General features: G+C 70.6%; 26 protein-coding genes. 12 read left to right on the forward strand and 14 right to left on the reverse strand.

What is annotated here, in order from left to right; all coding sequences use genetic code 11:
• The first annotated feature begins 49 nt into the window (after positions 1 to 49).
• On the forward strand, positions 50 to 1,603 hold the full coding sequence (locus MON03_RS08390) for a stealth family protein (RefSeq protein ID WP_175329247.1): 1,554 nt from the start codon (positions 50 to 52) through the stop codon (positions 1,601 to 1,603).
• A 150-nt stretch (positions 1,604 to 1,753) separates the two neighbouring features.
• Here the strand turns inward: MON03_RS08390 and MON03_RS08395 are convergent, their stop codons facing one another.
• From MON03_RS08395 to ctaE, 5 genes are all read right to left on the reverse strand, one after another.
• Positions 1,754 to 2,713 carry a phosphodiesterase gene (locus MON03_RS08395; protein ID WP_242091393.1) on the reverse strand — a complete coding sequence of 320 codons (960 nt, stop codon included), beginning with the start codon at positions 2,711 to 2,713 and terminating at the stop codon, positions 1,754 to 1,756.
• A gap of 171 nt (positions 2,714 to 2,884) precedes the next feature.
• Positions 2,885 to 4,573: a cytochrome bc1 complex cytochrome b subunit gene (gene qcrB, locus MON03_RS08400; RefSeq protein WP_242091394.1), complete on the reverse strand. Its 1,689-nt coding sequence runs from the start codon at positions 4,571 to 4,573 to the stop codon at positions 2,885 to 2,887.
• A complete protein-coding gene (gene qcrA, locus MON03_RS08405; RefSeq protein ID WP_175329244.1) occupies positions 4,573 to 5,649 on the reverse strand; it encodes a cytochrome bc1 complex Rieske iron-sulfur subunit in 1,077 nt (358 codons plus the stop codon). The genes qcrB and qcrA overlap by 1 nt, the downstream gene beginning before the upstream one ends.
• Positions 5,650 to 5,682: 33 nt before the next feature.
• Positions 5,683 to 6,492 (reverse strand): cytochrome bc1 complex diheme cytochrome c subunit, encoded by an 810-nt coding sequence (qcrC, locus tag MON03_RS08410; RefSeq protein ID WP_242091395.1) that lies wholly within the window; start codon positions 6,490 to 6,492, stop codon positions 5,683 to 5,685.
• A 21-nt stretch (positions 6,493 to 6,513) separates the two neighbouring features.
• Complete coding sequence (gene ctaE / locus MON03_RS08415) at positions 6,514 to 7,152, reverse strand: aa3-type cytochrome oxidase subunit III (protein WP_175329242.1); 639 nt, start codon at positions 7,150 to 7,152, stop codon at positions 6,514 to 6,516.
• Positions 7,153 to 7,222: 70 nt separating this feature from the next.
• Here ctaE and trpD point away from each other — a divergent pair, with 70 nt between their 5' ends.
• Positions 7,223 to 8,278: an anthranilate phosphoribosyltransferase gene (gene trpD, locus MON03_RS08420; RefSeq protein ID WP_242091396.1), complete on the forward strand. Its 1,056-nt coding sequence runs from the start codon at positions 7,223 to 7,225 to the stop codon at positions 8,276 to 8,278.
• 157 nt (positions 8,279 to 8,435) lie between these two features.
• Here trpD and glpK read toward each other — a convergent pair whose 3' ends face one another.
• Both glpK and MON03_RS08430 read right to left on the reverse strand, forming a co-directional pair.
• Positions 8,436 to 9,947, reverse strand: coding sequence for a glycerol kinase GlpK (gene glpK, locus MON03_RS08425; RefSeq protein WP_175329240.1), 1,512 nt, complete (start codon positions 9,945 to 9,947; stop codon positions 8,436 to 8,438).
• A 77-nt stretch (positions 9,948 to 10,024) separates the two neighbouring features.
• Complete coding sequence (locus MON03_RS08430) at positions 10,025 to 10,750, reverse strand: MIP/aquaporin family protein (protein WP_175329239.1); 726 nt, start codon at positions 10,748 to 10,750, stop codon at positions 10,025 to 10,027.
• A 274-nt stretch (positions 10,751 to 11,024) separates the two neighbouring features.
• On the opposite strand from MON03_RS08430, the gene dhaK reads away from it, so the two are divergent.
• The 3 genes from dhaK to dhaM are packed head-to-tail and all read left to right on the forward strand — an operon-like array spanning position 11,025 to position 13,425.
• On the forward strand, positions 11,025 to 12,026 hold the full coding sequence (gene dhaK, locus MON03_RS08435; protein WP_022904440.1) for a dihydroxyacetone kinase subunit DhaK: 1,002 nt from the start codon (positions 11,025 to 11,027) through the stop codon (positions 12,024 to 12,026).
• A gap of 59 nt (positions 12,027 to 12,085) precedes the next feature.
• Positions 12,086 to 12,712, forward strand: coding sequence for a dihydroxyacetone kinase subunit DhaL (gene dhaL / locus MON03_RS08440; RefSeq protein ID WP_242091397.1), 627 nt, complete (start codon positions 12,086 to 12,088; stop codon positions 12,710 to 12,712).
• Entirely contained in the window at positions 12,709 to 13,425 is a 717-nt protein-coding gene (gene dhaM / locus MON03_RS08445; RefSeq protein WP_242091398.1) for a dihydroxyacetone kinase phosphoryl donor subunit DhaM, read from the forward strand. Before dhaL ends, dhaM begins: the two co-directional genes overlap by 4 nt.
• Positions 13,426 to 13,437: 12 nt before the next feature.
• On the opposite strand, the gene MON03_RS08450 is transcribed toward dhaM, so the two are convergent.
• Complete coding sequence (locus tag MON03_RS08450; RefSeq protein WP_175329236.1) at positions 13,438 to 14,007, reverse strand: TetR/AcrR family transcriptional regulator; 570 nt, start codon at positions 14,005 to 14,007, stop codon at positions 13,438 to 13,440.
• Between the two features lie 57 nt (positions 14,008 to 14,064).
• Here MON03_RS08450 and MON03_RS08455 point away from each other — a divergent pair, with 57 nt between their 5' ends.
• On the forward strand, positions 14,065 to 15,285 hold the full coding sequence (locus MON03_RS08455) for a beta-ketoacyl-[acyl-carrier-protein] synthase family protein (RefSeq protein WP_242091399.1): 1,221 nt from the start codon (positions 14,065 to 14,067) through the stop codon (positions 15,283 to 15,285).
• 75 nt (positions 15,286 to 15,360) lie between these two features.
• On the opposite strand, the gene MON03_RS08460 is transcribed toward MON03_RS08455, so the two are convergent.
• On the reverse strand, positions 15,361 to 16,002 hold the full coding sequence (locus MON03_RS08460) for a copper resistance CopC family protein (protein WP_242091400.1): 642 nt from the start codon (positions 16,000 to 16,002) through the stop codon (positions 15,361 to 15,363).
• A gap of 44 nt (positions 16,003 to 16,046) precedes the next feature.
• Here MON03_RS08460 and MON03_RS08465 point away from each other — a divergent pair, with 44 nt between their 5' ends.
• The 3 genes from MON03_RS08465 (at position 16,047) to MON03_RS08475 (ending at position 19,121) form a co-directional block, all read left to right on the forward strand.
• Positions 16,047 to 17,078 (forward strand): alcohol dehydrogenase catalytic domain-containing protein, encoded by a 1,032-nt coding sequence (locus MON03_RS08465; RefSeq protein ID WP_242091401.1) that lies wholly within the window; start codon positions 16,047 to 16,049, stop codon positions 17,076 to 17,078.
• 201 nt (positions 17,079 to 17,279) lie between these two features.
• A complete protein-coding gene (locus MON03_RS08470; protein WP_242091402.1) occupies positions 17,280 to 17,912 on the forward strand; it encodes a GNAT family N-acetyltransferase in 633 nt (210 codons plus the stop codon).
• Between the two features lie 216 nt (positions 17,913 to 18,128).
• Complete coding sequence (locus MON03_RS08475; protein ID WP_022902729.1) at positions 18,129 to 19,121, forward strand: lipid II:glycine glycyltransferase FemX; 993 nt, start codon at positions 18,129 to 18,131, stop codon at positions 19,119 to 19,121.
• Between the two features lie 14 nt (positions 19,122 to 19,135).
• Here the strand turns inward: MON03_RS08475 and MON03_RS08480 are convergent, their stop codons facing one another.
• Positions 19,136 to 19,504: a VOC family protein gene (locus MON03_RS08480; protein WP_242091403.1), complete on the reverse strand. Its 369-nt coding sequence runs from the start codon at positions 19,502 to 19,504 to the stop codon at positions 19,136 to 19,138.
• Positions 19,505 to 19,565: 61 nt separating this feature from the next.
• Here MON03_RS08480 and MON03_RS08485 point away from each other — a divergent pair, with 61 nt between their 5' ends.
• On the forward strand, positions 19,566 to 20,012 hold the full coding sequence (locus tag MON03_RS08485) for a MarR family winged helix-turn-helix transcriptional regulator (RefSeq protein ID WP_175329230.1): 447 nt from the start codon (positions 19,566 to 19,568) through the stop codon (positions 20,010 to 20,012).
• Positions 20,013 to 20,118: 106 nt separating this feature from the next.
• On the opposite strand, the gene MON03_RS08490 is transcribed toward MON03_RS08485, so the two are convergent.
• The 4 genes from MON03_RS08490 to MON03_RS08505 form a co-directional block, all read right to left on the reverse strand.
• The gene (locus MON03_RS08490) at positions 20,119 to 20,304 is read right to left on the reverse strand and encodes a hypothetical protein (RefSeq protein WP_242091404.1); all 186 of its coding nucleotides are present in this window, start codon (positions 20,302 to 20,304) and stop codon (positions 20,119 to 20,121) included.
• 40 nt (positions 20,305 to 20,344) lie between these two features.
• Positions 20,345 to 22,711 (reverse strand): ATP-binding cassette domain-containing protein, encoded by a 2,367-nt coding sequence (locus tag MON03_RS08495; RefSeq protein ID WP_188888861.1) that lies wholly within the window; start codon positions 22,709 to 22,711, stop codon positions 20,345 to 20,347.
• Between the two features lie 102 nt (positions 22,712 to 22,813).
• Positions 22,814 to 23,272: an NUDIX hydrolase gene (locus MON03_RS08500; RefSeq protein ID WP_242091405.1), complete on the reverse strand. Its 459-nt coding sequence runs from the start codon at positions 23,270 to 23,272 to the stop codon at positions 22,814 to 22,816.
• A 99-nt stretch (positions 23,273 to 23,371) separates the two neighbouring features.
• A complete protein-coding gene (locus tag MON03_RS08505; RefSeq protein ID WP_022902734.1) occupies positions 23,372 to 24,133 on the reverse strand; it encodes an SDR family oxidoreductase in 762 nt (253 codons plus the stop codon).
• A 151-nt stretch (positions 24,134 to 24,284) separates the two neighbouring features.
• Between MON03_RS08505 and MON03_RS08510 the strand changes: the two genes are divergently transcribed.
• Positions 24,285 to 24,758, forward strand: a complete 474-nt coding sequence (locus MON03_RS08510) for an NfeD family protein (protein ID WP_229727800.1) — start codon at positions 24,285 to 24,287, stop codon at positions 24,756 to 24,758.
• On the forward strand, positions 24,755 to 25,903 hold the full coding sequence (locus MON03_RS08515) for an SPFH domain-containing protein (RefSeq protein WP_242091406.1): 1,149 nt from the start codon (positions 24,755 to 24,757) through the stop codon (positions 25,901 to 25,903). The genes MON03_RS08510 and MON03_RS08515 overlap by 4 nt, the downstream gene beginning before the upstream one ends.
• Positions 25,904 to 25,974 lie beyond the last annotated feature (71 nt).

Here is a 25,974-nt window from a genome sequence, read left to right on the forward strand (position 1 = left end):
GATCAGTCAGTCGGGTGCAGGACCCGGCCGATCGACCCGAAGGGCATGGATGAGCGACGAGACCGAGCCGGTGACCGAGAGTCCACTGCTGAACCCTCGACCGTCGTCCGGCGGTCTCGACCGGCCCGACGTCGTGGTGCGCAAGGGTCGGCTGACGCTCATCAACGGCCACCTGACGCCGCAGCAGTCCATGATCGAGGACCTACTGTTCCTCGACGACGCCCTCACCGCCGGTGACGTCGACCACCTCCTCATCCGCGGCAACGACCAGCGCCCCGTCATCGCCGTGGACGAGCGGGACCGCCAGCGTGCCGAGAGCGCCGTGATGGCGGCGGCCGCGAACGAGCCCTTCTACGCCAAGCCCCCGAAGCGCCCGGCCGTCCTGGTGCTCGACGACGGCTTCGGCGCTCCCGACGAGCCCGTGCTCCGCCTCTTCCGTCCGCGGCTCGAACCCCTCGGACGCCTCCGCTACGGAGCCGAGACGAGCGTGCAACTCGAGTTCTGGCGCGTCACGGACATCGAGGTGCTCGCGCCCGTCGAGAACGCCCTCATGCGCCGCAGTCTCCCCATCGACGAGTTCGTGGTGGCGGACATCGAGCGGTACGGGCGGACCTGGCGCACGGTCGAGCACATGTTCGACGACCACGTCTCCGACATCCGTTTCCCGATCGACATCGTGTTCTCGTGGGTCGACGGCAACGCGATCGAGTACCAGCGCGCCCGCCAGGCCGCGCAGGCGACCGCCGTCCTCGGGGAGGGCGACGACGCCCCCGCCCGCTTCCGGCAGATCGACGAGCTGAAGTACGCCCTGCGTTCGGTGCACACCTTCGCGCCGTGGATCCGGCAGATCTACATCGCGACGGACTCGCCGGCGCCCAAGTGGCTCGCCGACCACCCGAAGGTCCGGATCGTCCGGAGCGAGGAGTTCTTCGCCGACCCGTCCGTCCTGCCGACGCACAACTCGCAGGCGGTGGAATCGCAGCTCCACCACATCCCGGGCATCAGCGAGCACTTCATCTACTCGAACGACGACATGTTCTTCGGGCGGCTCGCAGACCCGTCGGTGTTCTTCAGCCCGGGCTCGGTTACGAAGTTCATCGTCGCCGACACCCGCATCGGCCTCGGGTCGAACAATCCGGCGCGCAGCGGCTTCGAGAATTCGGCCCGGGTGAACCGGCGGCTCCTGCAGCAGCGGTTCGGCGCCGTCACGACGCGACACCTCGAGCACGCACCGACTCCGCTGCGCGCGTCGATCATGACCGAGATGGAGCACGAGTTCGCGGACGAGTTCCGTTCGACGGCGGCGTCACGGTTCCGTGCGGCGGACAACATCTCGGTGACGAACTCGCTGTACCACTACTACGCGCTGCTCACCGGCCGGGCGATCATCCAGGAGAACTCGTCGGTCCGCTACGTCGACACGACCATGCAGTCCGGGCTGAAGACCCTCGACGACCTGTTGAAGAAGCGCAACGTCGACTTCTTCTGCCTCAACGACGGCAGCTTCCCCGAGGTGAGCGACGAGGAGCGTACGGAGCGTGTGACGGACTTCCTCGAGAAGTACTTCCCGTTCCCGGCGCCGTGGGAGCGGCCCGGCGCGTAGGACGCGCCAGCGTCCGCCTGGGCCTGGGCCTGAGTCTGGGTCTGGGTCTGGGCTGGCCGTGGGTGTGGTCGCGAGACGCGCGCGCTCCGACGCTGCACCCGTCGATCGACCGGTGTTCCGTCGGAGCGCGCGCGTTGCCTCGGGCGACGACTACGGGTGGACGGGGGAGAGCGGTACCGAGTCCAGGGTGAAGACCGGGATGCTCGACGTCACCGGAGCCGGCTCGACGGCCGGGGGGATCCGGACGCCAGCAGCCGCGAGCCGCGCCTCGGTCTCGACGGCCGACACCGGTTCACCCACGGTCGCGTAGTGCCCGATCGGCACGACGGAGTGGACGACGTTGCGGCCGTACACGTGGACGAGGTTGAACGACTGTGCTCCGTCGCGACCCCGGGTCCCGGCTTGGAACTCCATGAGGTCCTGCGTGTAGCAGGTGGCGCTCGCGACCGACACCGGGATGCCCGCGAACACGGCGCTCGTCGAGTAGTGCAGGTGCCCGGCGATGATGCCGATCACGTCGCTGCCCTCGACGACCTCGGCGAGGCTCGCCTGGTCGCGCAGTTCGACGAGCACGGCGAGGTCCTGCACGCTCGGGACGGGCGGGTGGTGCATCGCGAGGATCGTGCCGTGCGGAGCCGCCTCCGACAGGACCTCGGCGAGCCAGTCGAGCTGCTCGGGGGAAACCTCGCCGTGGTGCGCGCCCGGCACGCTCGTGTCGAGGGTGATGACCCGGAGGCCGTTCACGTCGTAGACGAAGTCCACCGGGCGATCGGTGGGGTGCAGGCCGAAGAGCTCCTGGCGGAACGCGCCGCGCTCGTCGTGGTTGCCCATCGCCCAGATGATCTGTGCGCCGATGCGGGCCGCGGCGGGCTCCAGGAGGTCGCGCACCCGCGCGTAGGCTCCCGGCTCACCCTTGTCGGCAACGTCGCCGGTGACGACGATCGCTTCGGGGCGCGCCCCGGAGGCTTCGATGTCGGCGATGATCTCGGCCAGTCGCGCGGCCGGGTCGACGTCTCCGTAGAGGGGCCCGTCACCGCTGACGAGGTGGGTGTCGCTGAGGTGGAGGAGGAAGTGGTTCGGCCTGGGGTGTTCGGCCGTCCGGCTGTCCATCGGTTTCTCGTTCCGTTGGCGGATGCGTTGCACAACACGCTGCCACAGGAATCTGAATCGTTGATGAACTGCAGGGGGTGTTTCGGGACGAACAAAACGGCGAACCCCCCGACCACGACGTGGCCGAGGGGTTCGCTGTGCTTCGCGCGGGGGTGAGACCGCTTCCGACCGTCAGTGGTTGCCGGCGCCCACAGCGGCAGCGGGGTGCTCACCCTCGGTCAGCTCGGGCCCGTGGTGCGCGGCGTGCGCAGCCTCGAGCTCGGCCTTCGTGACCGGGGCGATGCGGTCCTCGAAGAAGAACCGGGACACATTCGCGCGGGCCTTCTGGAGACCGGTGATCCGACCCCGAGCATCCGGACGGACCATGAGCGGCTTGTACTCGTTGAACTGCAGCAGGCGCCAGCGCTCGTACTCGTCGAGGGGCTCGTGCACCTCGATGTACTCGCCGTGGGGGAGTCGGACGATGCGGCCCGACTCGTAGCCGTGCAGCACGATCTCGCGGTCCTTCTTCTGGAGGGCCAGGCACACGCGCTTCGTGATCCAGAAGGCGACGAACGGGCCGAGGACCGTCGTGGCCTGGATCACGTGGATCACGTGGTCGATCGACACCATGAAGTGCGTCGCGATGATGTCCGACGAGGCCGCTGCCCAGAGGCTCGCGTAGAGCGTGATGCCGGCGGCACCGAGGCCCGTGCGGGTCGGGGCGTTGCGCGGACGGTCGAGGATGTGGTGCTCGCGCTTGTCGCCCGTGACCCAGGCCTCGACGAACGGGTAGATGAACATCGCCACGATGAGGCCCAAGAGGACCGCGATCGGCACGAGGATGTTGAACGACACCGTGTAGCCGAACCAGACGACCTCCCAGTGCGGGGGCACCAGTCGGAGCGCGCCGTCGGCGAAGCCGATGTACCAGTCGGGCTGCGTACCGGCCGACACCGGGGAGGGGTCGTACGGTCCGTAGTTCCAGATCGGGTTGATCGTGAACAGCGACGCGATGAGGGCGAGGATGCCCGCGACGATGAAGAAGAACCCACCGGCCTTCGCGGCGAACGCCGGGAGGATCGGGACGCCCACGACGTTGTCGTTGGTCTTGCCCGGACCGGCGAACTGCGTGTGCTTGTTGATGACGACGAGGACGAGGTGGACGCCGAGCACGGCGACGAGGATCGCCGGCAGCAGCAGGATGTGCAGCGTGTAGAGGCGACCGACGATGTCCGTGCCCGGGAACTCGCCACCGAAGAGCAGGTAGGCGATCCAGACACCGATCACCGGGACGCCCTCGATCATGCCGACGATGATCCGGAGACCGTTGCCGGACAGCAGGTCGTCGGGGAGCGAGTAGCCGGTGAAGCCCTCGGCCATGGCGAGCACCCAGAGGACGAAGCCGAAGACCCAGTTGAGCTCACGCGGCTTGCGGAACGCGCCGGTGAAGAAGACGCGGGCCATGTGCAGCATCACCGAGGCGATGAAGAGCAGGGCGGCCCAGTGGTGGATCTGTCGGACGAACAGGCCACCGCGGATGTCGAACGAGATGTTCAGCGTCGACTGCAGCGCGGTCGACATCTCCACGCCCTTCAGCGGGACGTACGCGCCCTGGTACACGACCTCGGCCATCGACGCCTGGAAGAAGAACGTCAGGAACGTGCCCGACAGCAGGATGACGACGAAGCTGTACAGCGCGACCTCGCCGAGCATGAAGCTCCAGTGGTCGGGGAAGATCTTGCGACCGACCTCCTTCACCAGGCCCGAGATGCTCGTGCGCTCGTCGATGTAGTTGGCAGCGGCCCCGATGATGCGGGAGCCGCGTTCGGGCGCCGGCTTCGTGGCCGACGTCGTCGCGGGACGGGTGGTTGTGCTCATCAGCGCTCACGCTCCCAGAAGGACGGTCCGACCGGCTCGTGGAAGTCGCTCTGCGCAACCAGGTAGCCGTCGTCGTCGATCGCGATCGGAAGTTGGGGGAGGGGACGTGCGGCCGGTCCGAAGATGACCTCGCAGTTGTTCGAGACATCGAACGTCGACTGGTGGCACGGGCAGAGCAGGTGGTGCGTCTGCTGTTCGTACAGGGCGACCGGGCACCCGACGTGGGTGCAGATCTTCGAGTACGCGACGATGCCGTCGTACCCCCAGTTCTCCTGCCCCTTGGCGGGGTGGAGGTCCTGCGGGTCGAGGCGCATGAGGAGGACGGCGGCCTTGGCCTTCTCCTCCAGCATGTCCTCCTTGTCGAGCATGCCGTCCGGGATGACGTGGAACACCGAACCGATGGTCACGTCGGACGCCTTGATCGGCAGACCCGTCGGGTCCTTCGTCAGGCGTGTGCCCTTCGCCCACATGGTGTGGCGGAGGAGTTCGTTCGGGTCGGCCGCGGGCGCGAGGTCGCGCACGAGGACGATCCCGGGGAGCGGGAACGCCGCCAGGGCACCGATCATCGAGTTGCGGATCAGCTTGCGACGGCTGAACCCGGACTCCTTGTCGGCGAGCTGGAAGGCCTCGACGGCCTTGGCACGGGTCGCGTCGGTCCCGCGGGTGCCGTGGCGCATCTCGGTGATCTCACGGTCGACCACGAGGGACTTCGACCAGTAGACGGCACCGAGGCCGAGTGCGAGGAGCGCGAGCGTGATCGACAGCCCGAGCCAGAGGTTCGCGAGCCGGACCGTGCCGAAGTCGTCTTCCTTGATCGGGAAGGCGACGTACGCGGCGATGGCCAGCACGCTGCCGACGATCGACAGGTAGAAGAACGTCGCGACCTGGCGCTCGGCCAGCCGCTGCTTCTTCGGGTCGACGTCGGTGCGGCGCGCGCGGTGCGGCGGCTCGCCCGGGTTCTCGAACGGGTCCGCGGGCACGACCGCGGTGCCGACCGAGGCGGTGGTGCCGTGCGTCGTGCCGTGCTTCTCGACAGCCGAGGACGAGTTCAGTGCCTCGTCGTCGTGCTCTGCCATGGTGTTCCCTTCAGTGTCGTTCGACACGGACGATCAGTTGGACTTCGCGGTCAGCCAGACGGTCATCGCGACGACCGCGCCGAGTCCGAAGATCCAGATGAACAGACCCTCTGCCACCGGCCCGATGGAGCCGAGGGCGAATCCGCCGGGCGACTTGTTGTCCTGCACGTACTTGAGGTACGAGATGACGTCGGCCTTCTGCTGCGGGGTCAGGTTCAGGTCGTTGAAGACCGGCATGTTCTGCGGGCCGGTGAGCATGGCCTCGTAGATGTGCTTGCCGGAGACCTTCTGCAGGTTCGGGGCGTACTTGCCCTCGGTCAGGGCACCGCCGGCGCCGGCCACGTTGTGGCACATCGCGCAGTTGATGCGGAACAGCTCGGCGCCCTCGGCCGCGTCGCCCTTGCCGTCGGTGAGGTCCGACGACGGGACCGCGGGTCCGGGGGCGAGCGACGCGACGTACTGCGCGAGCGCGTCGACCTGCTCGTCGGAGAACTGCGCGGGCTTCTCCTCGGCCTGGGGGCCCGAGGCGGCCATCGGCATGCGGCCGGTGCCGACCTGGAAGTCGACCGAAGCGGCGCCGACGCCGATGAGCGACGGGCCCTCAGCCGTGCCCTGGGCGTTCAGCCCGTGGCAGGTGGCGCAGTTCGAGGCGAAGAGCTTCTCGCCCTCGTTGACCTTCGACTGCGTCGACGCGGCGGACACCGAGCTGGTGCTGCTGTCGGCGTTCGCCGAGGAGCTGAACAGCGCGTACGCACCGCCGGTGGTCATCAGACCGACGACGATGAGCGAGACGGTCGCCAGTGGTGACCGGCGGCCCTTCTTGGACTTGGTTCTGTTGAACATGCTGTGGGGGCTATCCAGTTCCTACTTGAGAAGGTAGATGACGGCGAAGAGGCCGATCCAGACGACGTCGACGAAGTGCCAGTAGTACGACACGACGATGGCGGTGGTCGCTTCCTTGTGACCGAAGTTCTTGGCGGCGAACCCGCGACCGAGGGTCAGCAGGAACGCGATGAGGCCACCCGTGACGTGGAGGCCGTGGAAGCCGGTCGTCATGTAGAAGGCCGAGCCGTAGGCGCTGGAGGAGAGCGTGACGCCCTCGTGCCAGAGGTTGGCGTACTCGAAGACCTGCCCGCAGACGAAGATCGCGCCCATGCAGTACGTGACGAAGAACCACTCGGTCATGCCCCACTTGAAGGGGCTCCAGCTCGTCCGGTGGACCTGGAAGCGCTCGGCGGCGAAGACCGCGAACTGGCAGGCGAAGCTGGACAGCACCAGGATGATCGTGTTCACCGACGCGAACGGCACCTCGAGCTTGGCGGTCTCGGTGGCCCAGAGCTCGGGTGAGGTGCTGCGGAGCGTGAAGTAGATCGCGAACAGGCCGGCGAAGAACATGACCTCGCTGCCCAGCCACACGATCGTCCCCACGGCCACGGCGTTGGGCCTGTTCAGGACCGGTGCGGTGGCAGATCTGGAGAGAGGGGTGCTAGTCACAGACTCCATTATGGCCGAAACCACCGACAGTGTTTTCGCAGCCAACTGGTGGGTCGCTCGAATTCACTACGATCGGATCATGCACGACCAACTCACCTGGCCCTCGGTGATCAGCGCGCTCATGGCGTGCCAGGACCTCTCGATCAGGCAGTCCACATGGGCCATGGAGGAGATCGTCCAGGGACGCGCGACCGCCGCCCAGATCGCGGCCTTCGCCGTGGCCCTCCGCGCGAAGGGCGAGACGGTCGACGAGGTCGTCGGCTTCCGCGATGCGATCCTCGACGCCGCGGTCCCGCTGGACGTCGACCCGATGGCGCTCGACATCGTGGGCACCGGCGGCGACGTGGTCGGCACGGTGAACGTCTCGACGATGGCGGCCATCGTGGTCGCGGCCGCCGGCGTTCCGGTCGTCAAGCACGGCAACCGCGCGAGCTCGTCGAAGTCCGGGTCGAGCGACGTGCTCGCGGCCCTCGGGCTCGACCTGACGATGGACGCCGCGCGTGTTGCGGACACCTTCCGGCGTGTCGGGCTGACCTTCGCCTTCGCCAGCGCCTTCCACCCCGGCTTCGCGCACGCGGCCCCGGTCCGCCGCGAGATCGGCGTGCCGACGGTCTTCAACTTCCTCGGCCCGCTCGTCAACCCCGCGCGGTGCGAGGCCAACGCCGTCGGGGTGGCGCAGCTCGAGCTCGTCCCGATCATCACGGGCGTGTTCCAGACCCGCGGGGCGACGGCGCTCGTGTTCCGCGGCGACGACGGGCTCGACGAGCTCACCACCACCGGTCACAGCCACATCTGGGAGGTCACCGGCGGGCGCATCATCGAGCACGACCTCGACCCGCGCGACCTCGGCATCGCCCGCGCGCGCACCGATGACCTCCTCGGAGGTGACCCCGAGCACAACGCGGCCGTGGTGCACCGGGTCCTCGAGGGCGAGACCGGCCCGGTCCGCGACATCGTCCTGCTGAACGCCGCCGCCGGCCTGGTGTCGTTCCGCCTGGCCGAGGACCCGGCCGAGGCCGACCGTCCGATCCTCCAGCGCTTCCGCGAGCAGCTCGCCGTCGCGGCCGAGGCGATCGACTCCGGCGCGGCGACGCGGAAGCTCGCCGACTGGGTCGGCAGCGCCCCCGCCGCCTGACGAGCCGCCCGTACCTGGTCCCGCAGGTACGACGCGTGCCGTCGCAGGCACGACTCGCGTCGTCGACGGCGCCCCGCGCCCACCGCGACGCCAGGGAGGCGCGGTGCCGGTCTCGTGGACCGGCACCGCGCCTCCAGGCGGTCGCGTCAGGCGACGACTACTGCACGTCCTCGTCGACCCAGTCGAAGGTCTTGGTGACGGCCTTCTTCCAGAGCCGGAGCGTGCGCTCGCGCTCGGCCTCGTCGAGCTGCGGCTCCCAGCGCTTGTCCTCCTGCCAGTTGGCGCGGAGCTCGTCGAGGTTCGCCCAGAACCCGACGGCGAGACCGGCCGCGTAGGCGGCGCCGAGCGCGGTGGTCTCCGCGACGACGGGACGCACCACGGGCACGTTCAGGATGTCGGCCTGGAACTGCATGAGCGCGTCGTTCGCGGTCATGCCGCCGTCGACCTTGAGCTCCGTCAGGTCCACACCGGAGTCCGCGTTCACCGCGTCGAGGACCTCGCGGGTCTGCAGTGCGGTGGCCTCGAGGGCGGCGCGGGCGATGTGCCCCTTGTTGACGAAGCGCGTCAGGCCGACGATCGCACCGCGGGCGTCCGGACGCCAGTACGGCGCGAACAGGCCCGAGAACGCCGGGACGAAGTACACGCCGCCGTTGTCCTCGACGGTCTTGGCGAGGGCCTCGACCTCCGGGGCGCTGCCGATGAGCCCGAGGTTGTCGCGGAGCCACTGGATGAGCGAGCCCGTGACGGCGATCGAGCCCTCGAGCGCGTAGTGGGTCTCCTGGTCGCCGAGCTTGTAGCCGACGGTGGTGAGGAGGCCGTTCTCCGACCGGACGATGTCCGTGCCCGTGTTGAAGATGAGGAAGTTGCCGGTGCCGTAGGTGTTCTTCGACTCGCCCTCGTCGAACGCCGCCTGGCCGAACGTGGCCGCCTGCTGGTCGCCGAGGATGCCGGCGATCGGCACCTCGCGGAGGAGGCTGGACGACTCGACGTGGCCGTAGACCTCGGAGGAGCTGACGATCTCCGGGAGCATCGACGCCGGCACGCCGAAGTCGGCCAGGATGTCGTCGCGCCACGAGAGCGTCTCGAGGTCCATGAAGAGGGTGCGCGAGGCGTTCGTGACGTCCGTCTTGTGCACGCCGCCGTCGACGCCGCCGGTCAGGTTCCAGAGGACCCAGGTGTCGGTCGTGCCGAACAGGAGGTCGCCGGCCTCGGCCTTCTCGCGCGCGCCGTCGACGTTCTCGAGGATCCAGGCGATCTTCGTGCCGGAGAAGTAGGTCGCGAGCGGGAGCCCGACGATCGACTTGTACCGGTCGGTGTCCCCGTCGGCGAGCTTGTCGACGATCGACTGCGTGCGGGTGTCCTGCCAGACGATCGCGTTGTAGACGGGCTGGCCGGTGGTCTTGTCCCACACCACCGCGGTCTCGCGCTGGTTGGTGATGCCGACGGCTGCGACGTCGTGCCGCGTGATGTCGGCGCGGGAGAGCGCCTGGCCGATGACCTCGCGGGTGTTGTCCCAGATCTCGATCGGGTCGTGCTCGACCCACCCCGCGCGCGGGAAGATCTGCTCGTGTTCCTTCTGTCCGACGGAGACGATCGAACCGGAGTGGTCGAACACGATCGCTCGGGTGGAGGTGGTGCCCTGGTCGATGGCGACGATGTAGTCGGCCATTGGTGCTCCTTACGGGTGTTGGGTGTGCCGCGGCCGGCAGCGGTGCCGGCCGCGGCGGTGGTGAGAGAGGGAGAGGACTAGGAGACGATCGGCAGGAGGAAGGTCGAGGCGCCGGCCGCGAGTGCGCCGCCGATGAGCGGACCGACCACCGGGACCCAGGCGTAGGACCAGTCGCTCGAGCCCTTGCCCTTGATCGGCAGGAAGGCGTGCGCGAGGCGGGGACCGAGGTCACGGGCCGGGTTGATGGCGTAGCCGGTGGGGCCACCGAGCGAGACGCCGATCGCGATGACGAGGAAGGCGACGGGGACCGCGCCGAGTTCCTTCGGCGTGCCGCCGTTCGTGAACGCGAGGACGACGAACACGAGGACGAAGGTGCCGATGACCTCGGTGACGAGGTTCCAGCCGTAGCTGCGGATGGCCGGGCCGGTCGAGAACACGCCGAGCTTGGCGGCCGGGTCCGGCTCTTCGTCGAAGTGCAGCTTGTAGGCGAGCCAGACGATGACCGCACCGATGACCGCACCGATGAGCTGCGCGATCCAGTACAGGAACATCTCGCCGACGGTGATCTTGCCGAGCAGGGCCAGCGCGAGGCTCACCGCCGGGTTGAGCTGACCGCCCGAGCTGTACGACACCGTGACGCCGGCGAAGACGGCGAAGCCCCAGCCGATCGTGACCATGAGGAAGCCCGCGCCGAAGCCCTTCGACTTCGTGAGGGACACGGCGGCGACGACACCGCCACCGAGGATGATGAGCATCGCCGTACCGACGAGCTCGGAGAGGAAATTGACGCCGATGCCGTCCATCGGTGACCTCCAGTGCGTGAGGGTGGGGGTCCCGGTGGTGCTGCTGTCCGGCACTCCCCGTTGAGTGATTGGGGCGAGCATACTGACGCGGATCAAGGCTCCGCGACGGAATCGCGAGCGATCCGCGGGAAAGTGCACGAACGTGCATCTGGCCTGCGAGATCGCCCGTCCTGGCGGTGCTGGTGGCCTGGAACATGGTGCACGAACGTGCACGTCGGCCGAACGGTCGGCCGCTGTAGGGTGAACGCGTCACCGTCGACACAAGGAGTTCCGCATGAAGAAGCTCATCAACGACCCGCACGCCGTGGTCGACGAGACCGTCCGCGGCTTCGCCCGTGCACACGCCGGGCACGTGGTCCTGGTCGAGGATCCGATCCACCTCCACCGGGCGGACGCGCCGGTCTCCGGCAAGGTCGGGATCGTCAGCGGCGGGGGCAGCGGGCACGAACCACTCCATGCCGGGTTCGTCGGGTACGGCATGCTCGACGCGGCCGTCCCGGGGCCGGTGTTCACCAGTCCCACCCCGGACCCGATCGTCGCGGCGACGAAGGCCGTCGACGGGGGAGCGGGCGTGCTCCACATCGTCAAGAACTACACGGGCGACGTGCTCAACTTCGAGACCGCCGCCGAGCTCGCCGGGATGGACGACGTCCGCGTCGAGTCCGTCGTCGTCGACGACGACGTCGCCGTGCAGGACTCGCTGTACACGGCCGGCCGCCGCGGGGTCGCCGGGACCGTGGTCGTCGAGAAGTGCGCCGGTGCCGCGGCCGAGCGCGGGGACGACCTGGATGCCGTCGCCGCGGTCGCGCGCCACGTCAACGAGGTCACCCGGTCCATGGGGCTCGCCCTGTCCTCCGGCACGGTGCCGCACGCCGGCGAGCCGTCGTTCACGCTCGCGGACGACGAGGTCGAGCTCGGCATCGGCATCCACGGCGAACCGGGGCGCGAGCGCATCCCGATGGCGCCGGCGGACGAGCTGGTCGACCGGGTGCTCGAGCCGATCCTCACCGACCTCGACGCCCCCGCGGGCTCGAAGCTGCTGCTCCTCGTGAACGGCATGGGCGGGACGCCGCAGTCCGAGCTCTACATCGCCTACCGACGCGCCGAGGAGGTCCTCTCCGCCCGCGGCCACGAGGTCACGCGTAGCTTGGTGGGCAACTACGTCACGTCCCTCGAGATGCAGGGGTTCTCGTTGACCGTCACGGTGCTCGACGACGAACTCACCGCACTCTGGGACGCCCCGGTGGAGACGCCGGCCCTGCGCTGGGGCCGCTGACCCCGCCGGACCACGACCCCGGCCCGGGACACGGGCCGGCCGCAGGAAGGGACAACGCATTGGCGCTCGACACCGCATGGGCCATCGACTGGGTGCGTCGCTCGGCAGCGACCATCGACGACCACCGCGCCGAGCTCGTCACGCTCGACCGGGAGATCGGCGACGGCGACCACGGCGAGAACCTCGACCGGGGCTTCCGCGCCGTGGTCGAAGCCGTCGACGCCGGCTCGTTCGACACCCCCGGAGCGGTCTTCAAGACCGTCGCGACGAAGCTGATCTCCACGGTCGGCGGCGCGGCCGGACCGCTCTTCGGCACGGCGTACCTCAAGGCCGCCCAGGCCGCGGGGGAGGCCGAGGCGCTCGACGCCGACGCCCTCGTCGCGGTCCTCACGGCAGCGCGTGACGGCATCGTGTCCCGCGGCAAGGCCGAGGTCGGCGACAAGACCATGGTCGACGCCTGGACCCCGGCGGTCGACGCGGCCGCTGCCGCCGCCGGTGAGGGCGCCAGCCCGGAGCAGGTCCTCGCGGCGGCGGCCGACGCCGCGGCGACCGGCGCCGAGTCGACGGACGCCCTCGTGGCGCGGAAGGGTCGTGCGAGCTACCTCGGCGAGCGTGCCGTCGGGCACCGCGACCCGGGGGCCCAGTCCTCGGTGTACCTCCTCCGCGCCGCGGTGGACGCCGCGTGACCGTCGGCATCCTCGTCGTCTCGCACAGCGCGTCGGTCGCGACCGGCACGGTGGAGCTGGCGCGCCAGATGGCGGCGGACGTGCCGCTCGTCGCGGCCGGCGGCACCGAGGACGGCCGGATCGGCACGTCGTTCGAGGCGATCACCGCCGGGCTCGAGGAACTCCGCGACACCGACGGGATCGTCGTCCTGTGCGACCTCGGGTCGGCCTACCTCACGACCGAGACGGCGCTCGACTTCCTCGACGAGGACGACCGCGCGCGTGTCCACGTCTCACCGGCACCCCTCGTCGAGGGCACGGTGGCCGCGGCGGTCGCCGCCCAGACCGGCGGTGACGTCACGGCGGTGCTCACGGCCGCCGCGAGTGCCGCGGGCACCCCCGACACGGACCGGCCTGGAGGCACGGCACCGGACCCCACGCCGGCTGCAGTCGACGAGACGGCCGGGTCCTCCGACGGCGCTGTCGCGTCGGCCGCGGTCGAGCTGGTGAACGAGAGCGGGCTGCACGCCCGGCCCGCTGCGGAGTTCGTGAAGACGGCCGCGCGCTTCGAGGCGCGGGTCCGGGTGAACGACGTCGACGCGAAGAGCCTGCTCGCGATCATGGCGTTGGCGCTGCCGAAGGGCGCGACGGTCTCGGTCGAGGCGTCCGGTCCGGACGCCCGGCAGGCAGTGGACGCCCTCGTCGCGCTCGTGCGGTCCGGCTTCGGCGAGTGACGCCGCGGTCGGTCATCGCACGGCGGTGACCGAGAGGGTCGACGCGAGGTCGACGTCCTCAGGAGTGCCCGCGACGCCGGCTGCACGGAGCAGCGCGGCGCCGAACGCCGCACTCCAGAACGTCCGGACGTCGCGTGCCAGCGCTCCGGCGGCCCACCCTCGGTCGGCGGCCACCCGGGCGAGGTAGCGCTCCGACCGGCGGAAGAGCAGGTCGAGGAGCTGCGCGCTCCGCTCCGGCCCGCCGGTCGCGAGCGCCCCGACGACGAGGGGGAGCGACGGCATCGCCAGGGCGGTGCGGGCGAGCAGGTTGCGGAACGCCTCGGCCGACGCGACCCGTCGTCCCGCCGCCTGCATCCGGCTCGTGTCCCGGAGGAAGAGCGTGAACGCGGCGTCGAGGACGAGGCGGTCCTTCGATCCGAAGTGGTGCGTGATCTGGTTCGGGTAGACGCCGGCCGCACGCGCGATCGCACTCACCGTGACCTCGGTCGACGCACCCGCCGCGAGGAGCCCGGCGGTCGCCGCGATGATCCGTGCCCGCGTCGCGGTCCCGCGTGCGGTCGTGCCGTCCCCGTCGGTTGCCATGTCGGAATTGTACGTGGTACAACTCAACTTGTTCAACGTACAAGCAGGAGGTTCCGCGTGGACATCGTCATCACCGGGTACGGCACCGTCTCCCCGTTCGGCCACGGTGTGGACGCGCTCTGGGACGCCCTCGTCGCGGGCCACTCGGGGGTGCACGTCCTCGAGCGGGAGGGCGACCTCTGGGACCGCGTGCCGATCCGCGTGGGCGCCGACGCGCGCCTCGACGCCGATGCAGCCCTCGGACGAGTCCGCGCCGCCCGACTCGACCGCAGTCAACAGCTCGCGCTCGTCGCCGCACAGGAAGCCTGGGCCGACGCGGGCACCCCCGAGGTCGACGGCGACCGGCTCGCCGTGGTGGTCGGCACGGGCATCGGGGGAGTGGAGACGCTCCTCGACGCGCACGACGTCCTCGGGGACGCCGGAGCCCGGCGCGTCTCGCCCCGAGCCGTCCCGATGCTCATGGCGAACGGGGCCGCGGCACAGATCAGCATCGAGCTCGGAGCTCGGGCGGGCGCCTACACCACGGTCTCGGCGTGTGCGTCCGGTGCCGAGGCGATCGCGACCGCCGCGCGCCTCATCGCGACGGGGGAGGCCGACGTGGTGGTCGCCGGCGGGACCGAGGCCGCGGTCACCCCGGTCACCATGGCCTCGTTCGCACAGTCGCAGGCCCTCGCGAAGCCCGGCGACGACGACCCGACGACGCTGTCGCGACCGTTCGACGTCGACCGGCGGGGCTTCGTGCTCGGCGAGGGCGCCGGGATCGTCGTGCTCGAACGGGCCGAGCACGCTCGCGCCCGCGCCGCGCGCACCCACGGCCGGCTCGCCGGCTGGGCGGTCACCTCGGACGCGCACCACATCACCGCTCCGCTCGCCGACGGCAGCGAGCAGGAGCGGGCGATGCGCGCCGCGGTCCGGATGGCCGGGCTGGTCGGCGCCGACATCGACCACGTGAACGCCCACGCGACGAGCACTCCGGTCGGCGACGTCGGTGAGGCCGCCGCGATCGCCCGGGTCGTCGGCACCGGGGCCGCGGTGTCCGCGCCCAAGAGTGCCATCGGCCACCTCTTCGGCGCGGCCGGTGCCGTGGAGTCGATCCTGGCCGTCCGCGCGATCGAGACCGGCACCGTCCCGCCGACGCTCAACCTCGACCGGCTCGACCCCGCGATCGACCTCGACGTCGTGGCCGGGCAGGCTCGACGCGGTCGAGTCGGTGCCGCACTCAACAACTCGTTCGGGTTCGGCGGCCAGAACGCCTCGCTCGTGTTCACGGCTGCCTGACCACCCGCGTGACGGGCGTGGCGGCGGCGATCCATGCCTCCAGGCCGGACCACCGGCGTGGACGCGTCCGGCGCGTCAGCGCCCGGCGTCGTCGACCAACGCTGCGCCCCGCGGCCGACCCCGCCCGCCGCGCCGACGCAGGACCGCGGTGACCGCTGCGACGATCGCGACCACCACGGCGAGCCCGCCGATGACCCAGACCAGTCCGCTGGAGTGCCCGGCGTGCGTCGTCGCGCCTGCCGGTGCAGCGGTGGCCGTGGCCGCCGCCGCGGATGCGCCGGAGGAGGCCGCGGCCGACGGCGTGACGGGAGCCGGCGACGACGCCGTGGGTGACGGCGTCCGCGTCGGGAGCGACGCGGTGAAGCCGTACTCGCCGGTGATCGGGTGTCCGTCGGGGGAGACGTACCGCCAGAGCACGCGGTACCGCCCGGACCCGAGGTCGACGGCCTTGGACATCGCCGTGCCGGACACCTCGACGTCACCGGTCGAGACGTCGGCGCCCTGGGCGTCGCGGACCTCGATGCGGAGTCCGGCGTCGAGCCCGGCCAACGGCGCCTCGGAGAAGGTGAGGGTCACCCGGTCGAGCGGCGCGGACACGGTGCCCTCCGCCGCCGGGTCACTCGACACCAGCGCCGAGTGCGCGCTCGCCGGCGCCGCTCCCAGCAGGGTCACCAGCGCGACGAGGAGCAGTGTGACCAGGACGGACCGTGAACGCATGCTCAGGAGCCTACGGGGTACGACCGACCTGCCATGATGGGCGGGTGCGAGCAGTGCAGTACTCCGAGTTCGGTTCCCTCCCCGCCGTCGTCGAGGTCCCCGGGCCGGACCTGCCGCCGCACGGCGTCCTCGTCCGGGTGCGCGCGACCGGCGTCTGCCGGAGCGACTGGCACGCCTGGAAGGGGCACGACGACTCGGTGACACTGCCGCACGTGCCCGGACACGAGTTCGCGGGCGAGGTCGCCGCCGTCGGGGCCGAGGTCCGACGGGTCGCGGTGGGGGACCGCGTCACGGCGCCGTTCATCTTCGCGTGCGGGACCTGCGAGCAGTGTCGTGCAGGGGCGACGCAGGTGTGCACGGCGCAGCAGCAACCCGGGTTCGACCTCGCCGGCTCCTACGCCGAGTTCGTCGCGGTGCCGCACGCCGACCTCAACGTCGTCGCGCTGCCGGACGAGGTCGGCTTCGCGGAGGCCGCGAGCCTGGGCTGCCGGTTCGGTACGGCCTACCACGCACTCCACGCAGTGGGACGGGTGACCGCAGGTGAGTGGGTCTCCGTCTTCGGCTGCGGCGGCGTCGGCCTCTCCACCGTCCAGGTCGCCGTCGCCGCGGGCGCCCGCGTCGTGGCGTCCGACATCTCGCCCGCTGCGCTCGAGCGTGCTGCAGCCCTCGGTGCGGCGACCGTGCCCATGGATGCCGGGGCCGTCGGGGCGATCCGGACGCTGACCGGCGGTGGCGCGCACGTCTCCGTCGACGCCTTCGGGAGTCGGGCGACGTCGGTCGCGGCCGTCGGGACCCTGCGGCCGCGCGGTCGGCACGTGCAGGTGGGGCTGCTGCTCGGCGACGAGGCGACCCCGGCCATCCCGATGGGCCGGGTGATCGGTGACGAGCTCGAGATCCTCGGGAGCCACGGGATCGGCGTGCGGGAGTACGCAGCCATGCTGGACGACGTCGTGGCAGGTCGGTTGCGTCCGGCGGACTCGATCGGTCGGACGATCGGCTTCGACGAGCTGCCCGAGGCGATCCTGGCGATGGACCGCCCGGCCGTCGGGTCGGGGATGACGGTCGCGACGTTCTGATCACGGAGCTCGACGGTCGGACGGACACGAGCACCGCGTCGGCGGTGCGTCGTGGGTCGGCGCTGTCGAAGGGAACGCCATCGATCGGCGGGGGACGACCGGAGACGTCAGGATGTGGACCCACGATCCCCAGCACGGGCCTGACCGTGCAGCGCCGACGGCGTCCCGATCGCCCGGTTCGACCTCGCACCGGGCGTGCGGGTGCCCGGTGAGGAGCTGACCCGAGCGGGCGTGGAGTGGTCTCGTGACCGCACGTTCGTCGTCGACCTGGCACATGCCTCCCTCGAGGGTGTCGTCGCCGGTCTGCACCGGAACGCGAAGCGGTCGCTGCGTGCTGCTGCGAGCAACGGCGTCGAGGTGCGTCCGGCGCGACCGGGGGAGACGGCGGCGTTGCTGCCGCGGGTGCTGAGCGAGTCGTACACGGTCCGCGGGGTGCCCTCGCCCTACCCGGCCGACATCGGCGAACGCGTCGAGCGGTGGGCGGCTGGTCGTGATGACGTGTACATCGGCGCCGCGGTCGTGGAAGGGGAGACCTCGGGTGTGATCGTGGCGTTGGGCTCTCACCCGGTCGCGTCCGCGTGGGCGGGTGGCACCTTGCGCCAGCACCGGGCGGCGAACCCGAGCACCTCACTGTACTTCGACGTGCTCCGGTGGTCACTCGAACGCGGGCACACGGCCGTCGACCTCGTCGGACGAGTGGACGATGGGATCGCCCGGTTCAAGACCGGGATGGGCGGGGTCGAGACGCCGTACACGAACGTCGCTTCCTCGCCGCTGCCACGTGCGGTCCGGGACACCGGGGTGAAGCTCTGGCAGACGATGCAGCGAGGATGACCGCGCTCGATCGGCGCGGACGCTGCTGGCCGCGGCGTTCTCACTCACCTCGGCCTCGTGCTTGAGCGAGTTGACATAATATGCATTATCGGCGCTTGCCGGTCGTGACGTCTGACGGCTTCGCGCAGAGTTCTCGCACCCCAGCGTTCCCGTGCTCGGCCGATGCGTAGGCTTCGGGCGGGCTCTGAAGACGGTGTCCGCGAACTGGAGGTCGATGTGGGTGGGACGATCCGGTTCAGGCCGACCCGGGACGCGGCCGAGTGGGACGCGCTCGTCGCAGCACACCCCGGCGCGACCGGGTTCCACGACTGGGGCTGGCTCACGCTGCAGGCCGAACTGTTCGACTGGCGGTTCGAGCCGCTCGTCGTCCTGGTCGACGGCGCAGCGGTCGGCGTGTTCCCGGTGCTCCTGCACCATGGAGCGCTGCGTCGGCCGGTGCAGGCGCCGTTCCCGTTCGTCGGACCGCTCGTCCCGGAGCACCGCCTGGCAGCGACCCTCCGGGCGTTCCGTCGGTGGCAGCTCCGGCACGGCGTGCTCGTGGCACGGTACGACCTCGGCCCGGACGCCGCCGTCGCTCCGGCCTCGGCCACGACCCGCGCAGGTGTCCTCGGCGCACCGGACCGGACGTACGTCGTCGACCTCGTCGACGCGACGATCGAACGACTGGAGCAGGGCATGAAGCGCGGCGCCCGACAGGCGCTCCACGTCGCCGAGCGCAAGGGTGTCCGGATCAGGCCGTCGGAGCCGGGCGAGCTGACCGAGTTCCTCCCGCTCGTGCTCAGCGAGTCGTACTCGAGCCGAGGCGTCCCGTCGCCGTACCCGGACGACATCGGCGCACGGATCGAACGGTGGGCCGCCGAGAGCGGCGATGTCCACACGGCGACCGCACTCGTCGACGGGGTCGTCGCCGGTGTCATCGTCGCGCTGACGCGGCACCCCGTCGTCACCGGGTGGGCTGGCGGGACCCTCCGGGCGTTCCGGAGCGTGAACCCGAGCACGCCGCTCTACTTCGACGTGATCCGCCATGCCCTCGAGCACGGGCACACGGCCGTCGACCTCGTCGGGTGGGTGGACGAGGGCATCAGCCGGTTCAAGATGTCGCTCGGGGCGACGGAGCGACCGTTCACGACGGTCGTCTCGTCTCCCCTGCCACCCGCGGTCCGCACCGGCGCACTGGCGCTCCGGCAGCGGGTGTCCCGACGTCGCTGAGGTCCGTGCTGCCGTCAGGCGCGGTCGTGGAGCGTGACGTGGTAGCCGTCCGGGTCGGCGAACGTGAAGGTCCGCCCGAACGGGCCGTCGATCGGCGCACTGACGATCCGGTGGCCGTCCAACACGAGGGCGTCGTGGATCTCCTGCACGCCCTCGGCGTGGAACCAGGCGGCGATGCCGACGCCGGGCTGCGGCACCGTCGCGAGGTCGGTGCCCTGGACGACGTCGCGCAGCGCGAACGCGATCGGCTTCGTGTCGAAGACGACGGCGTGCGGTGGGCCGGCCGGTGAGCGGACGAGACCGAGGTACCGCTCGTAGAACGCCTGCGAGGCGTCGAGGTCGCGGACCTGGAAGGAGATGAAGTCGGGGCCGGTGACGGGCATGGTGTCGCTCCTCGGTTGATGTGTCAGTTTCCTGACATGGAGCCTATGTCAGAATGCTGACATGCGTCAAGACTCCCCCGGCATCGACCTCGAGACGTCACTCGGCTACTTGCTGAAGGAGGCCTCGAGCGCCCTGCGTGGCGCCATGGAGGACGTCCTCCGACCGCTCGGCATGAACATCACGCACTACTCGTGCCTCGAGCTGCTCGCCCAGCGCCCGGGGCTGTCGAACTCGGACCTCGCCCGCGGGGCGTTCGTCACCAGGCAGACGATGAACGTCCTGCTGCAGGCACTGGAGCGGGACGGTGTGGTGGTCCGCTCCCCCGAGGACGGGGCCGGGAAGGTCGTCCCGGTGACGCTGACCGACCGGGGACGCGAGGACCTGGCGCGGGCGACCGCCGCGGTCCGCGGCGTGGAGGACCGCATGCTCGCCGGCATGACCGTCGAGGAGCAGGCTGCAGCGCGTCGGGCGTTGCGCTCGATGGTGACGTCGCTGCGCGCGGCGTAGGACGTCGACCACAGGTCGGAGGGGCGGGTCGACGGGGAATCGATCCGCCCCTCCGGCTCGGATGGGCTGCTCGTCAGGCCGGTCTGGCGTCACGAGCAGGGGCACGTCACTCCCCCGCGGGGTCATCCTGTTCGGTGGCGTCGTCCTGCTCGGTGGGCACGTCGTCGGCGTCGATCTCGAGCGCGGCGTCCTCGCGTCCGGACTCCTCGAGGAACTGCTCGTCGGTGTCCGGCTGCTCGGGGGCTCCGCCCGCGGTGGTCTCTTCGGCAGGGTCAGGCTGGCTGTAGGTCATGCGCAGGACCGTACGCGCCGACTGCTGAGCGTGCCGGTCGTCAGCTCCCGACGAAGTCCGCGAGGTGCTGCGCGGTCAGCGTCGACCGAGCCGCGACCAGCGCCGCCGGCGTGCCCTCGAAGACCACCCGCCCACCGTCGTGCCCGGCGCCCGGACCGAGGTCGATGATCCAGTCCGCGTGCGCCATCACGGCCTGGTGGTGCTCGATGACGATCACGGTCCGACCAGCGTCCACCATGCGGTCGAGGAGACCGAGCAGTTGTGCGACGTCGGCCAGGTGCAGACCCGTGGTCGGCTCGTCGAGGACGATCACGCCGCCGGGCTCGCCCAGGTGCGTCGCGAGCTTGAGGCGTTGGCGCTCCCCGCCGGACAGCGTGGTGAGCGGCTGCCCGATCGTGAGGTAGCCGAGGCCGACGTCGGCGAGCCGCTCCAGGACGGCGTGCGCGGCCGGGATGCGGGCATCGCCCTCGGCGAAGAAGCGCTCGGCCTCCGTCACCGACATCGCCAGCACGTCGCTGATGTCCTTGCCGCCCAGGTGGTACTCGAGCACGGACTGGTCGAAGCGTCGTCCGTCGCACTCCGCACAGGTCGTCGAGACGCCGGCCATCATGCCGAGGTCCGTGTACACGACTCCGGCGCCGTTGCACGCGGGACAGGCGCCGTCGGAGTTCGCGCTGAAGAGCGCCGGCTTCACGCCGTTGGCCTTCGCGAACGCCTTGCGGATCGGTTCGAGCATGCCGGTGTACGTCGCCGGGTTGCTGCGGCGGGACCCGCGGATCGCGCTCTGGTCGATCGTGACGACGCCGTCGCGTCCGGACAGCGCCCCGTGCACGAGGGAGCTCTTGCCGGACCCTGCCACGCCGGTCACCACCGTGAGCACCCCGGTGGGGACGTCGACGTCGACCGCCCGCAGGTTGTGCGCCGACGCCCCGCGGATCTCGAGGGCCCCGGTCCGGTCACGGACCTCGGTCTTGAGCGGCTGCCGATCGCCGAGGTGTCGGCCGGTGACGGTGTCGCTCCCCCGCAGACCGTCCACGGTGCCCTCGAAGCAGACGGTGCCACCGGCCGTCCCTGCCCCGGGGCCGAGGTCGACGACGTGGTCCGCGATCCGGATCACCTCGGGTTTGTGCTCGACGACCAGGACGGTGTTGCCCTTGTCACGCAGACGCAGCAGCAGTTCGTTCATCCGCTCGACGTCGTGCGGGTGGAGCCCCGTGCTCGGCTCGTCGAAGACGTACGTGACGTCGCTCAACGCCGAGCCGAGGTGCTTGACCATCTTCACCCGCTGGCCCTCGCCACCGGACAGCGTGCCGGTGGGGCGGTCCAGCGAGAGGTACCCGAGGCCGATCTCGACGAACGAGTCCACGGCGTCCCGCAGGCCCTCCAGGAGGGGGCCGACGCTCGGCGCGTCGAGCTCGTGCAGCCACCGGGCAAGGTCGCTGATCTGCATCGCACAGACGTCGGCGATGTTCTTCCCAGCGATCCTCGATGACCGAGCCGTGTCGTTGAGGCGCGTCCCGTCGCAAGCCGGGCAGGTCGTGAAGGTCACGGCCCGGTCGACGAAGGCGCGGACGTGGGGTTGCATCGCCTCGCGGTCCTTCTGCAGGAACGACCGGCGGAACCGGAGGACGAGCCCCTCGTACGTCATGTTGATGCCGGCGATCTTGCGCTTCGTCGGCTCGCGGTACAGGAAGTCCTGACATTCCTGGTCGGTGTACTCCCGGATCGGCTTCGTCTTGTCGACGTAGCCGGACTCGGCGTACATGCGGACCATCCAGCCGTCCGTCCCGTAGCCCGGGATCGTGATCGCCCCCGCCGCGAGGGACTTCGTGTCGTCGTAGAGCTGGGAGAGGTCGATGTCCGTGACCTGCCCGCGGCCCTCGCAGTCCGCGCACATCCCGCCGAGCCGGTTGAAGGTGACGTGCTCGGCCTTCACGTCGGTGCCCTTCTGGACGGTGATGGCTCCCCCGGCCGACACGGTGGCGAGGTTGAACGAGAACGCGTTCGGGCCGCCGACGTGCGGCTGTCCGAGGCGGCTGAAGAGGACGCGGAGCATCGCGTTGGCGTCCGTCACCGTCCCCACCGTGGACCGTGGATCCGCGCCGATGCGCTCCTGGTCGACGACGATGGCGGTCGTCAGTCCGTCGAGCACGTCGACGTCCGGCCGACCGAGCGACGGCATGAACCCCTGCACGAACGCGCTGTAGGTCTCGTTGATCATCCGCTGGGACTCGGCCGCGACCGTGCCGAAGACGAGTGAGCTCTTGCCCGAACCGGACACGCCGGTGAAGACCGTCAGACGGCGTTTCGGCAGGTCGACGTCGACGTCGCGGAGGTTGTGCTCGCGTGCCCCGCGGACACGGATGCGGTCGTGCTGGTCGGCGGCGTGCCCGGAACCGGTGTGCATGCGGATCACGGTAGCGCGGACCCGTGCCCGACCGACCACCCTGTGGAGCGAGCCGACCCGGCGGCGGCGATCCGAGCCTCCAGGCCGCTGCGGAGCAGTCTCCTAACGGGACGGCGCGAAGCGACGGACCAGATCGGGGAGCTCGGCCGGTTCGAACGGTTCGGTCGTCGCGTCCAGCTCGTCCGCGGTCCACCACCGCGCGGCGGTGATGTCGACCCGCTCGTCCTCGGTCCACCCCGCGTCCGACAGTTCGAACCCGTCCGTCCGGACGACGTAGAACTCGGAGTGCCCGCGGTCGTGGTCGGCCTGGTCCCACGTGACGTCGAAGTCCCACGACCAGACGCTCTCCCCCGGGTCGTCGATGACGATGCCCGTCTCCTCGTGCAGCTCGCGCACCGCGGCCGTGCGGTGGTCCTCCCCCGGATCGACACCGCCGCCGGGGGTGATCCAGCGGTGGAAGCCGTCTGAGGAGGGCGCGGCCGTGTCCATGAGGAACACGCGTCCGTCCGGGTCGAGCAGCAGGATGCGGGAGGTGCGGCGCAGGCCGGGCTTCGCGGTCACCCCAGCGACGCTACGCCTCCGCGGAAGCCGGCGTGGGGTGTGGGCGGGGCATCCGCGGGTGGGGCGGCGCCGGCGCGGGTGCGTGCGTGCGCCGGGGCGCTACGCGCCGAAGCCGCTGACGTCGCCGACGAGCTTGGTGTGGTCGGCCGGGATGGGCTCGACCGCAGCGATTGCGATCTCGGCGGCGAACTCGGACACGCTGTACAGCTTGCCGACCTCCTGCCGACGGCCCTCGATCGCACCGGGGTTGAGGCGGTTGAGGAGGGTCGCGGTGATGGTGCCCTCGATCATGTCGCCGGAGACGACGACGAACTCGATGCCTGCGGCCTCGAGCTGCGGGATCAGCTCGCGGAGCGCCAGCTCGCCGGCGCGCTTGCTCTTGGCGACGGGCACGTACTCGTCCATCGTCTCGGCGGTCTCGACGAAGTGGGCCTGGTGGCTCGTGACGAAGACGACCCGGGACCCGGCGGGCATGTGCGGCACGGCGGTCTGCAGCATGTCGACCTGCGCGTCGCGGTTCAGGCGGAGGGCATAGTCCTCGCCGACACCGGACTCCATGCCGCCGGAAGCGTTCAGCACGAGGAGGTCGATGCCGCCCCAGGCCTCGACCACCTGGTCGACCATGGCCTGCACGGAGGCGTGGTCGGTGAGGTCCGCGCCGATCGCGAGCGCGGCGCCGCCGTCCGCGACGACCTGGTCGGCGATCTGCTCGGCGCGCTTGGCCTTGTTCCGGTAGTTGACGACGACCTTCGCACCGGCCCCGGCGAGGTACCCGACCGTGTCGGCGCCGATCCCGCGGGACGAACCCGTCACGAGGGCGCGCTTGTCGGCGAGGGATCCGGGGGCGAGGGGGTTGCTCACAGTCGTGCTCCTGGTGGGGTCGGAGGTCTCATTGCCGCAACGAGCCTACCGTCCGGCGCCCCCGTGTCGGTCGCAGTTGATATGTTGAACGGAGTTGGATCGGCCGTCGCGACGCAGCGAACGGCGTGCGCGACCGAGGGAGGGAGATCGCGTGTCCGGACCTGATTGGATCCAGACCATCGTGTGGATCGGCCTGGTGCTGATCCTGGGGGTGGTCGAGATCTTCACGCTCGACTTCATCTTCATCATGCTCGCAGCAGGCGCCGCCGGTGGCCTGGTCGCCGCGCTGCTCGGAGCGCCGTGGTGGCTCTCCGCGCTGGTCGCAGCCGCGCTGGCCCTGCTGCTGCTCCTGCTCGTCCGGCCACGGCTCCTGCACGCGCTGAACCGCGGCGCGGACCCGCACCGCACCGGCATCGACGGACTGGTGGGCCTCTCCGGCACGGTGGCCGTCGCCTTCACGTCCTCGTCGCCCGGTCAGGTCCGCCTCGCGAACGGCGAGACCTGGAGCGCGCGCCTCGCCGGTGACCCCTCCGATCGTCTGCCCGCCCTGGGCACCCCCGTCGTCGTCGAGTCCATCGAGGGCTCGACCGCCGTCGTCCGCATCAACCAGAAAGACGTCTCATGACCCTCTCAACGGGGACGATCCTGCTCCTCCTGCTCATCCTGGTCGTCGTCATCTTCGTGATCGTCGTGCTCGCTCGCGCCATCCGGATCGTGCCGCAGGCCACGGCGGGCATCGTCGAACGCCTCGGGAAGTACCACAAGACGCTCAGCCCGGGGCTGAACCTCCTGGTGCCGTTCATCGACCGTCTCCGGCCGCTCATCGACATGCGTGAGCAGGTCGTCTCGTTCCCGCCGCAGCCGGTGATCACCGAGGACAACCTGGTGGTCTCCATCGACACCGTCGTCTACTTCCAGGTGACGGACGCGCGGGCCGCGACCTACGAGATCGCGAACTACCTCGGGGCGGTGGAGCAGCTCACCACGACGACGCTCCGCAACGTCGTCGGTGGCCTGAACCTCGAAGAGGCCCTCACGAGCCGCGACAACATCAACGGTCAGCTCCGCGTCGTGCTCGACGAGGCGACGGGCAAGTGGGGCATCCGCGTCGGCCGCGTCGAACTGAAGGCGATCGAGCCGCCCGTGTCGATCCAGGACGCGATGGAGCAGCAGCTCCGTGCCGAGCGGAACCGTCGTGCGGCGATCCTGCAGGCCGAAGGAACGAAGCAGTCGGCGATCCTCGAGGCCGAGGGCCAGCGGCAGGCCGCGATCCTCCAGGCCGAGGGTGACGCCAAGGCCCAGGTGCTCCGAGCCGAAGGTGAAGCGCAGGCGATCGCGACGGTCTTTGACGCGATCCACACCGGCGACCCGGACGAGAAGCTGCTGTCCTACCAGTACCTGCAGACCCTGCCGAAGCTGGCCGAGGGCACGGCGAACAAGCTCTGGATGATCCCGAGCGAGTTCACGAAGGCGCTGTCCGGCATCGCCGAGGGCTTCACCGCGGGACGCAGCGGCGGTGCGCCGTCGGCCGGCGGCACAGGCGGAGCTGACTTCCTCGCGCGGATCTCGAAGCTGGCGAACGAGAGCCTGGCGAACACGGCTGCAGCGAACACCGCGGCCGGCGCTGCTCCACGTCCGGATGCGACCGCGGCCGACATCGTGCCGGAGTCCGACCTCGACCAGCGGCTGGCGGAGTCCGACAAGAGCGTTGACCAACGACTCGCGGCGGCTGACGAAGCGACCGACCGGGAGCTCGGCGACACCAAGTAGCCCGCAGCACGCGACGACGCCCGCCTCGGTTCCCCGTGGCGGGCGTCGTCGCGTTGCTTGGTGCTTCCGAC

Origin of the sequence: Curtobacterium sp. DN_7.5 (assembly GCF_022655355.1) — a bacterium.
In the GTDB taxonomy this organism is placed as follows: domain Bacteria; phylum Actinomycetota; class Actinomycetes; order Actinomycetales; family Microbacteriaceae; genus Curtobacterium; species Curtobacterium luteum.

What these genes read in the sequence shown, in the direction of transcription:
- MON03_RS08390 (WP_175329247.1), top strand. Translation starts at nt 50, where the DNA reads ATGAGCGACGAGACCGAGCCGGTGACCGAGAGTCCACTGCTGAACCCT.
- MON03_RS08395 (WP_242091393.1), bottom strand. Translation starts at nt 2,713, where the DNA reads ATGGACAGCCGGACGGCCGAACACCCCAGGCCGAACCACTTCCTCCTC.
- qcrB (WP_242091394.1), bottom strand. Translation starts at nt 4,573, where the DNA reads ATGAGCACAACCACCCGTCCCGCGACGACGTCGGCCACGAAGCCGGCG.
- qcrA (WP_175329244.1), bottom strand. Translation starts at nt 5,649, where the DNA reads ATGGCAGAGCACGACGACGAGGCACTGAACTCGTCCTCGGCTGTCGAG.
- qcrC (WP_242091395.1), bottom strand. Translation starts at nt 6,492, where the DNA reads ATGTTCAACAGAACCAAGTCCAAGAAGGGCCGCCGGTCACCACTGGCG.
- ctaE (WP_175329242.1), bottom strand. Translation starts at nt 7,152, where the DNA reads ATGGAGTCTGTGACTAGCACCCCTCTCTCCAGATCTGCCACCGCACCG.
- trpD (WP_242091396.1), top strand. Translation starts at nt 7,223, where the DNA reads ATGCACGACCAACTCACCTGGCCCTCGGTGATCAGCGCGCTCATGGCG.
- glpK (WP_175329240.1), bottom strand. Translation starts at nt 9,947, where the DNA reads ATGGCCGACTACATCGTCGCCATCGACCAGGGCACCACCTCCACCCGA.
- MON03_RS08430 (WP_175329239.1), bottom strand. Translation starts at nt 10,750, where the DNA reads ATGGACGGCATCGGCGTCAATTTCCTCTCCGAGCTCGTCGGTACGGCG.
- dhaK (WP_022904440.1), top strand. Translation starts at nt 11,025, where the DNA reads ATGAAGAAGCTCATCAACGACCCGCACGCCGTGGTCGACGAGACCGTC.
- MON03_RS08450 (WP_175329236.1), bottom strand. Translation starts at nt 14,007, where the DNA reads ATGGCAACCGACGGGGACGGCACGACCGCACGCGGGACCGCGACGCGG.
- MON03_RS08460 (WP_242091400.1), bottom strand. Translation starts at nt 16,002, where the DNA reads ATGCGTTCACGGTCCGTCCTGGTCACACTGCTCCTCGTCGCGCTGGTG.
- MON03_RS08480 (WP_242091403.1), bottom strand. Translation starts at nt 19,504, where the DNA reads ATGCCCGTCACCGGCCCCGACTTCATCTCCTTCCAGGTCCGCGACCTC.
- MON03_RS08485 (WP_175329230.1), top strand. Translation starts at nt 19,566, where the DNA reads ATGCGTCAAGACTCCCCCGGCATCGACCTCGAGACGTCACTCGGCTAC.
- MON03_RS08490 (WP_242091404.1), bottom strand. Translation starts at nt 20,304, where the DNA reads ATGACCTACAGCCAGCCTGACCCTGCCGAAGAGACCACCGCGGGCGGA.
- MON03_RS08495 (WP_188888861.1), bottom strand. Translation starts at nt 22,711, where the DNA reads ATGCACACCGGTTCCGGGCACGCCGCCGACCAGCACGACCGCATCCGT.
- MON03_RS08515 (WP_242091406.1), top strand. Translation starts at nt 24,755, where the DNA reads ATGACCCTCTCAACGGGGACGATCCTGCTCCTCCTGCTCATCCTGGTC.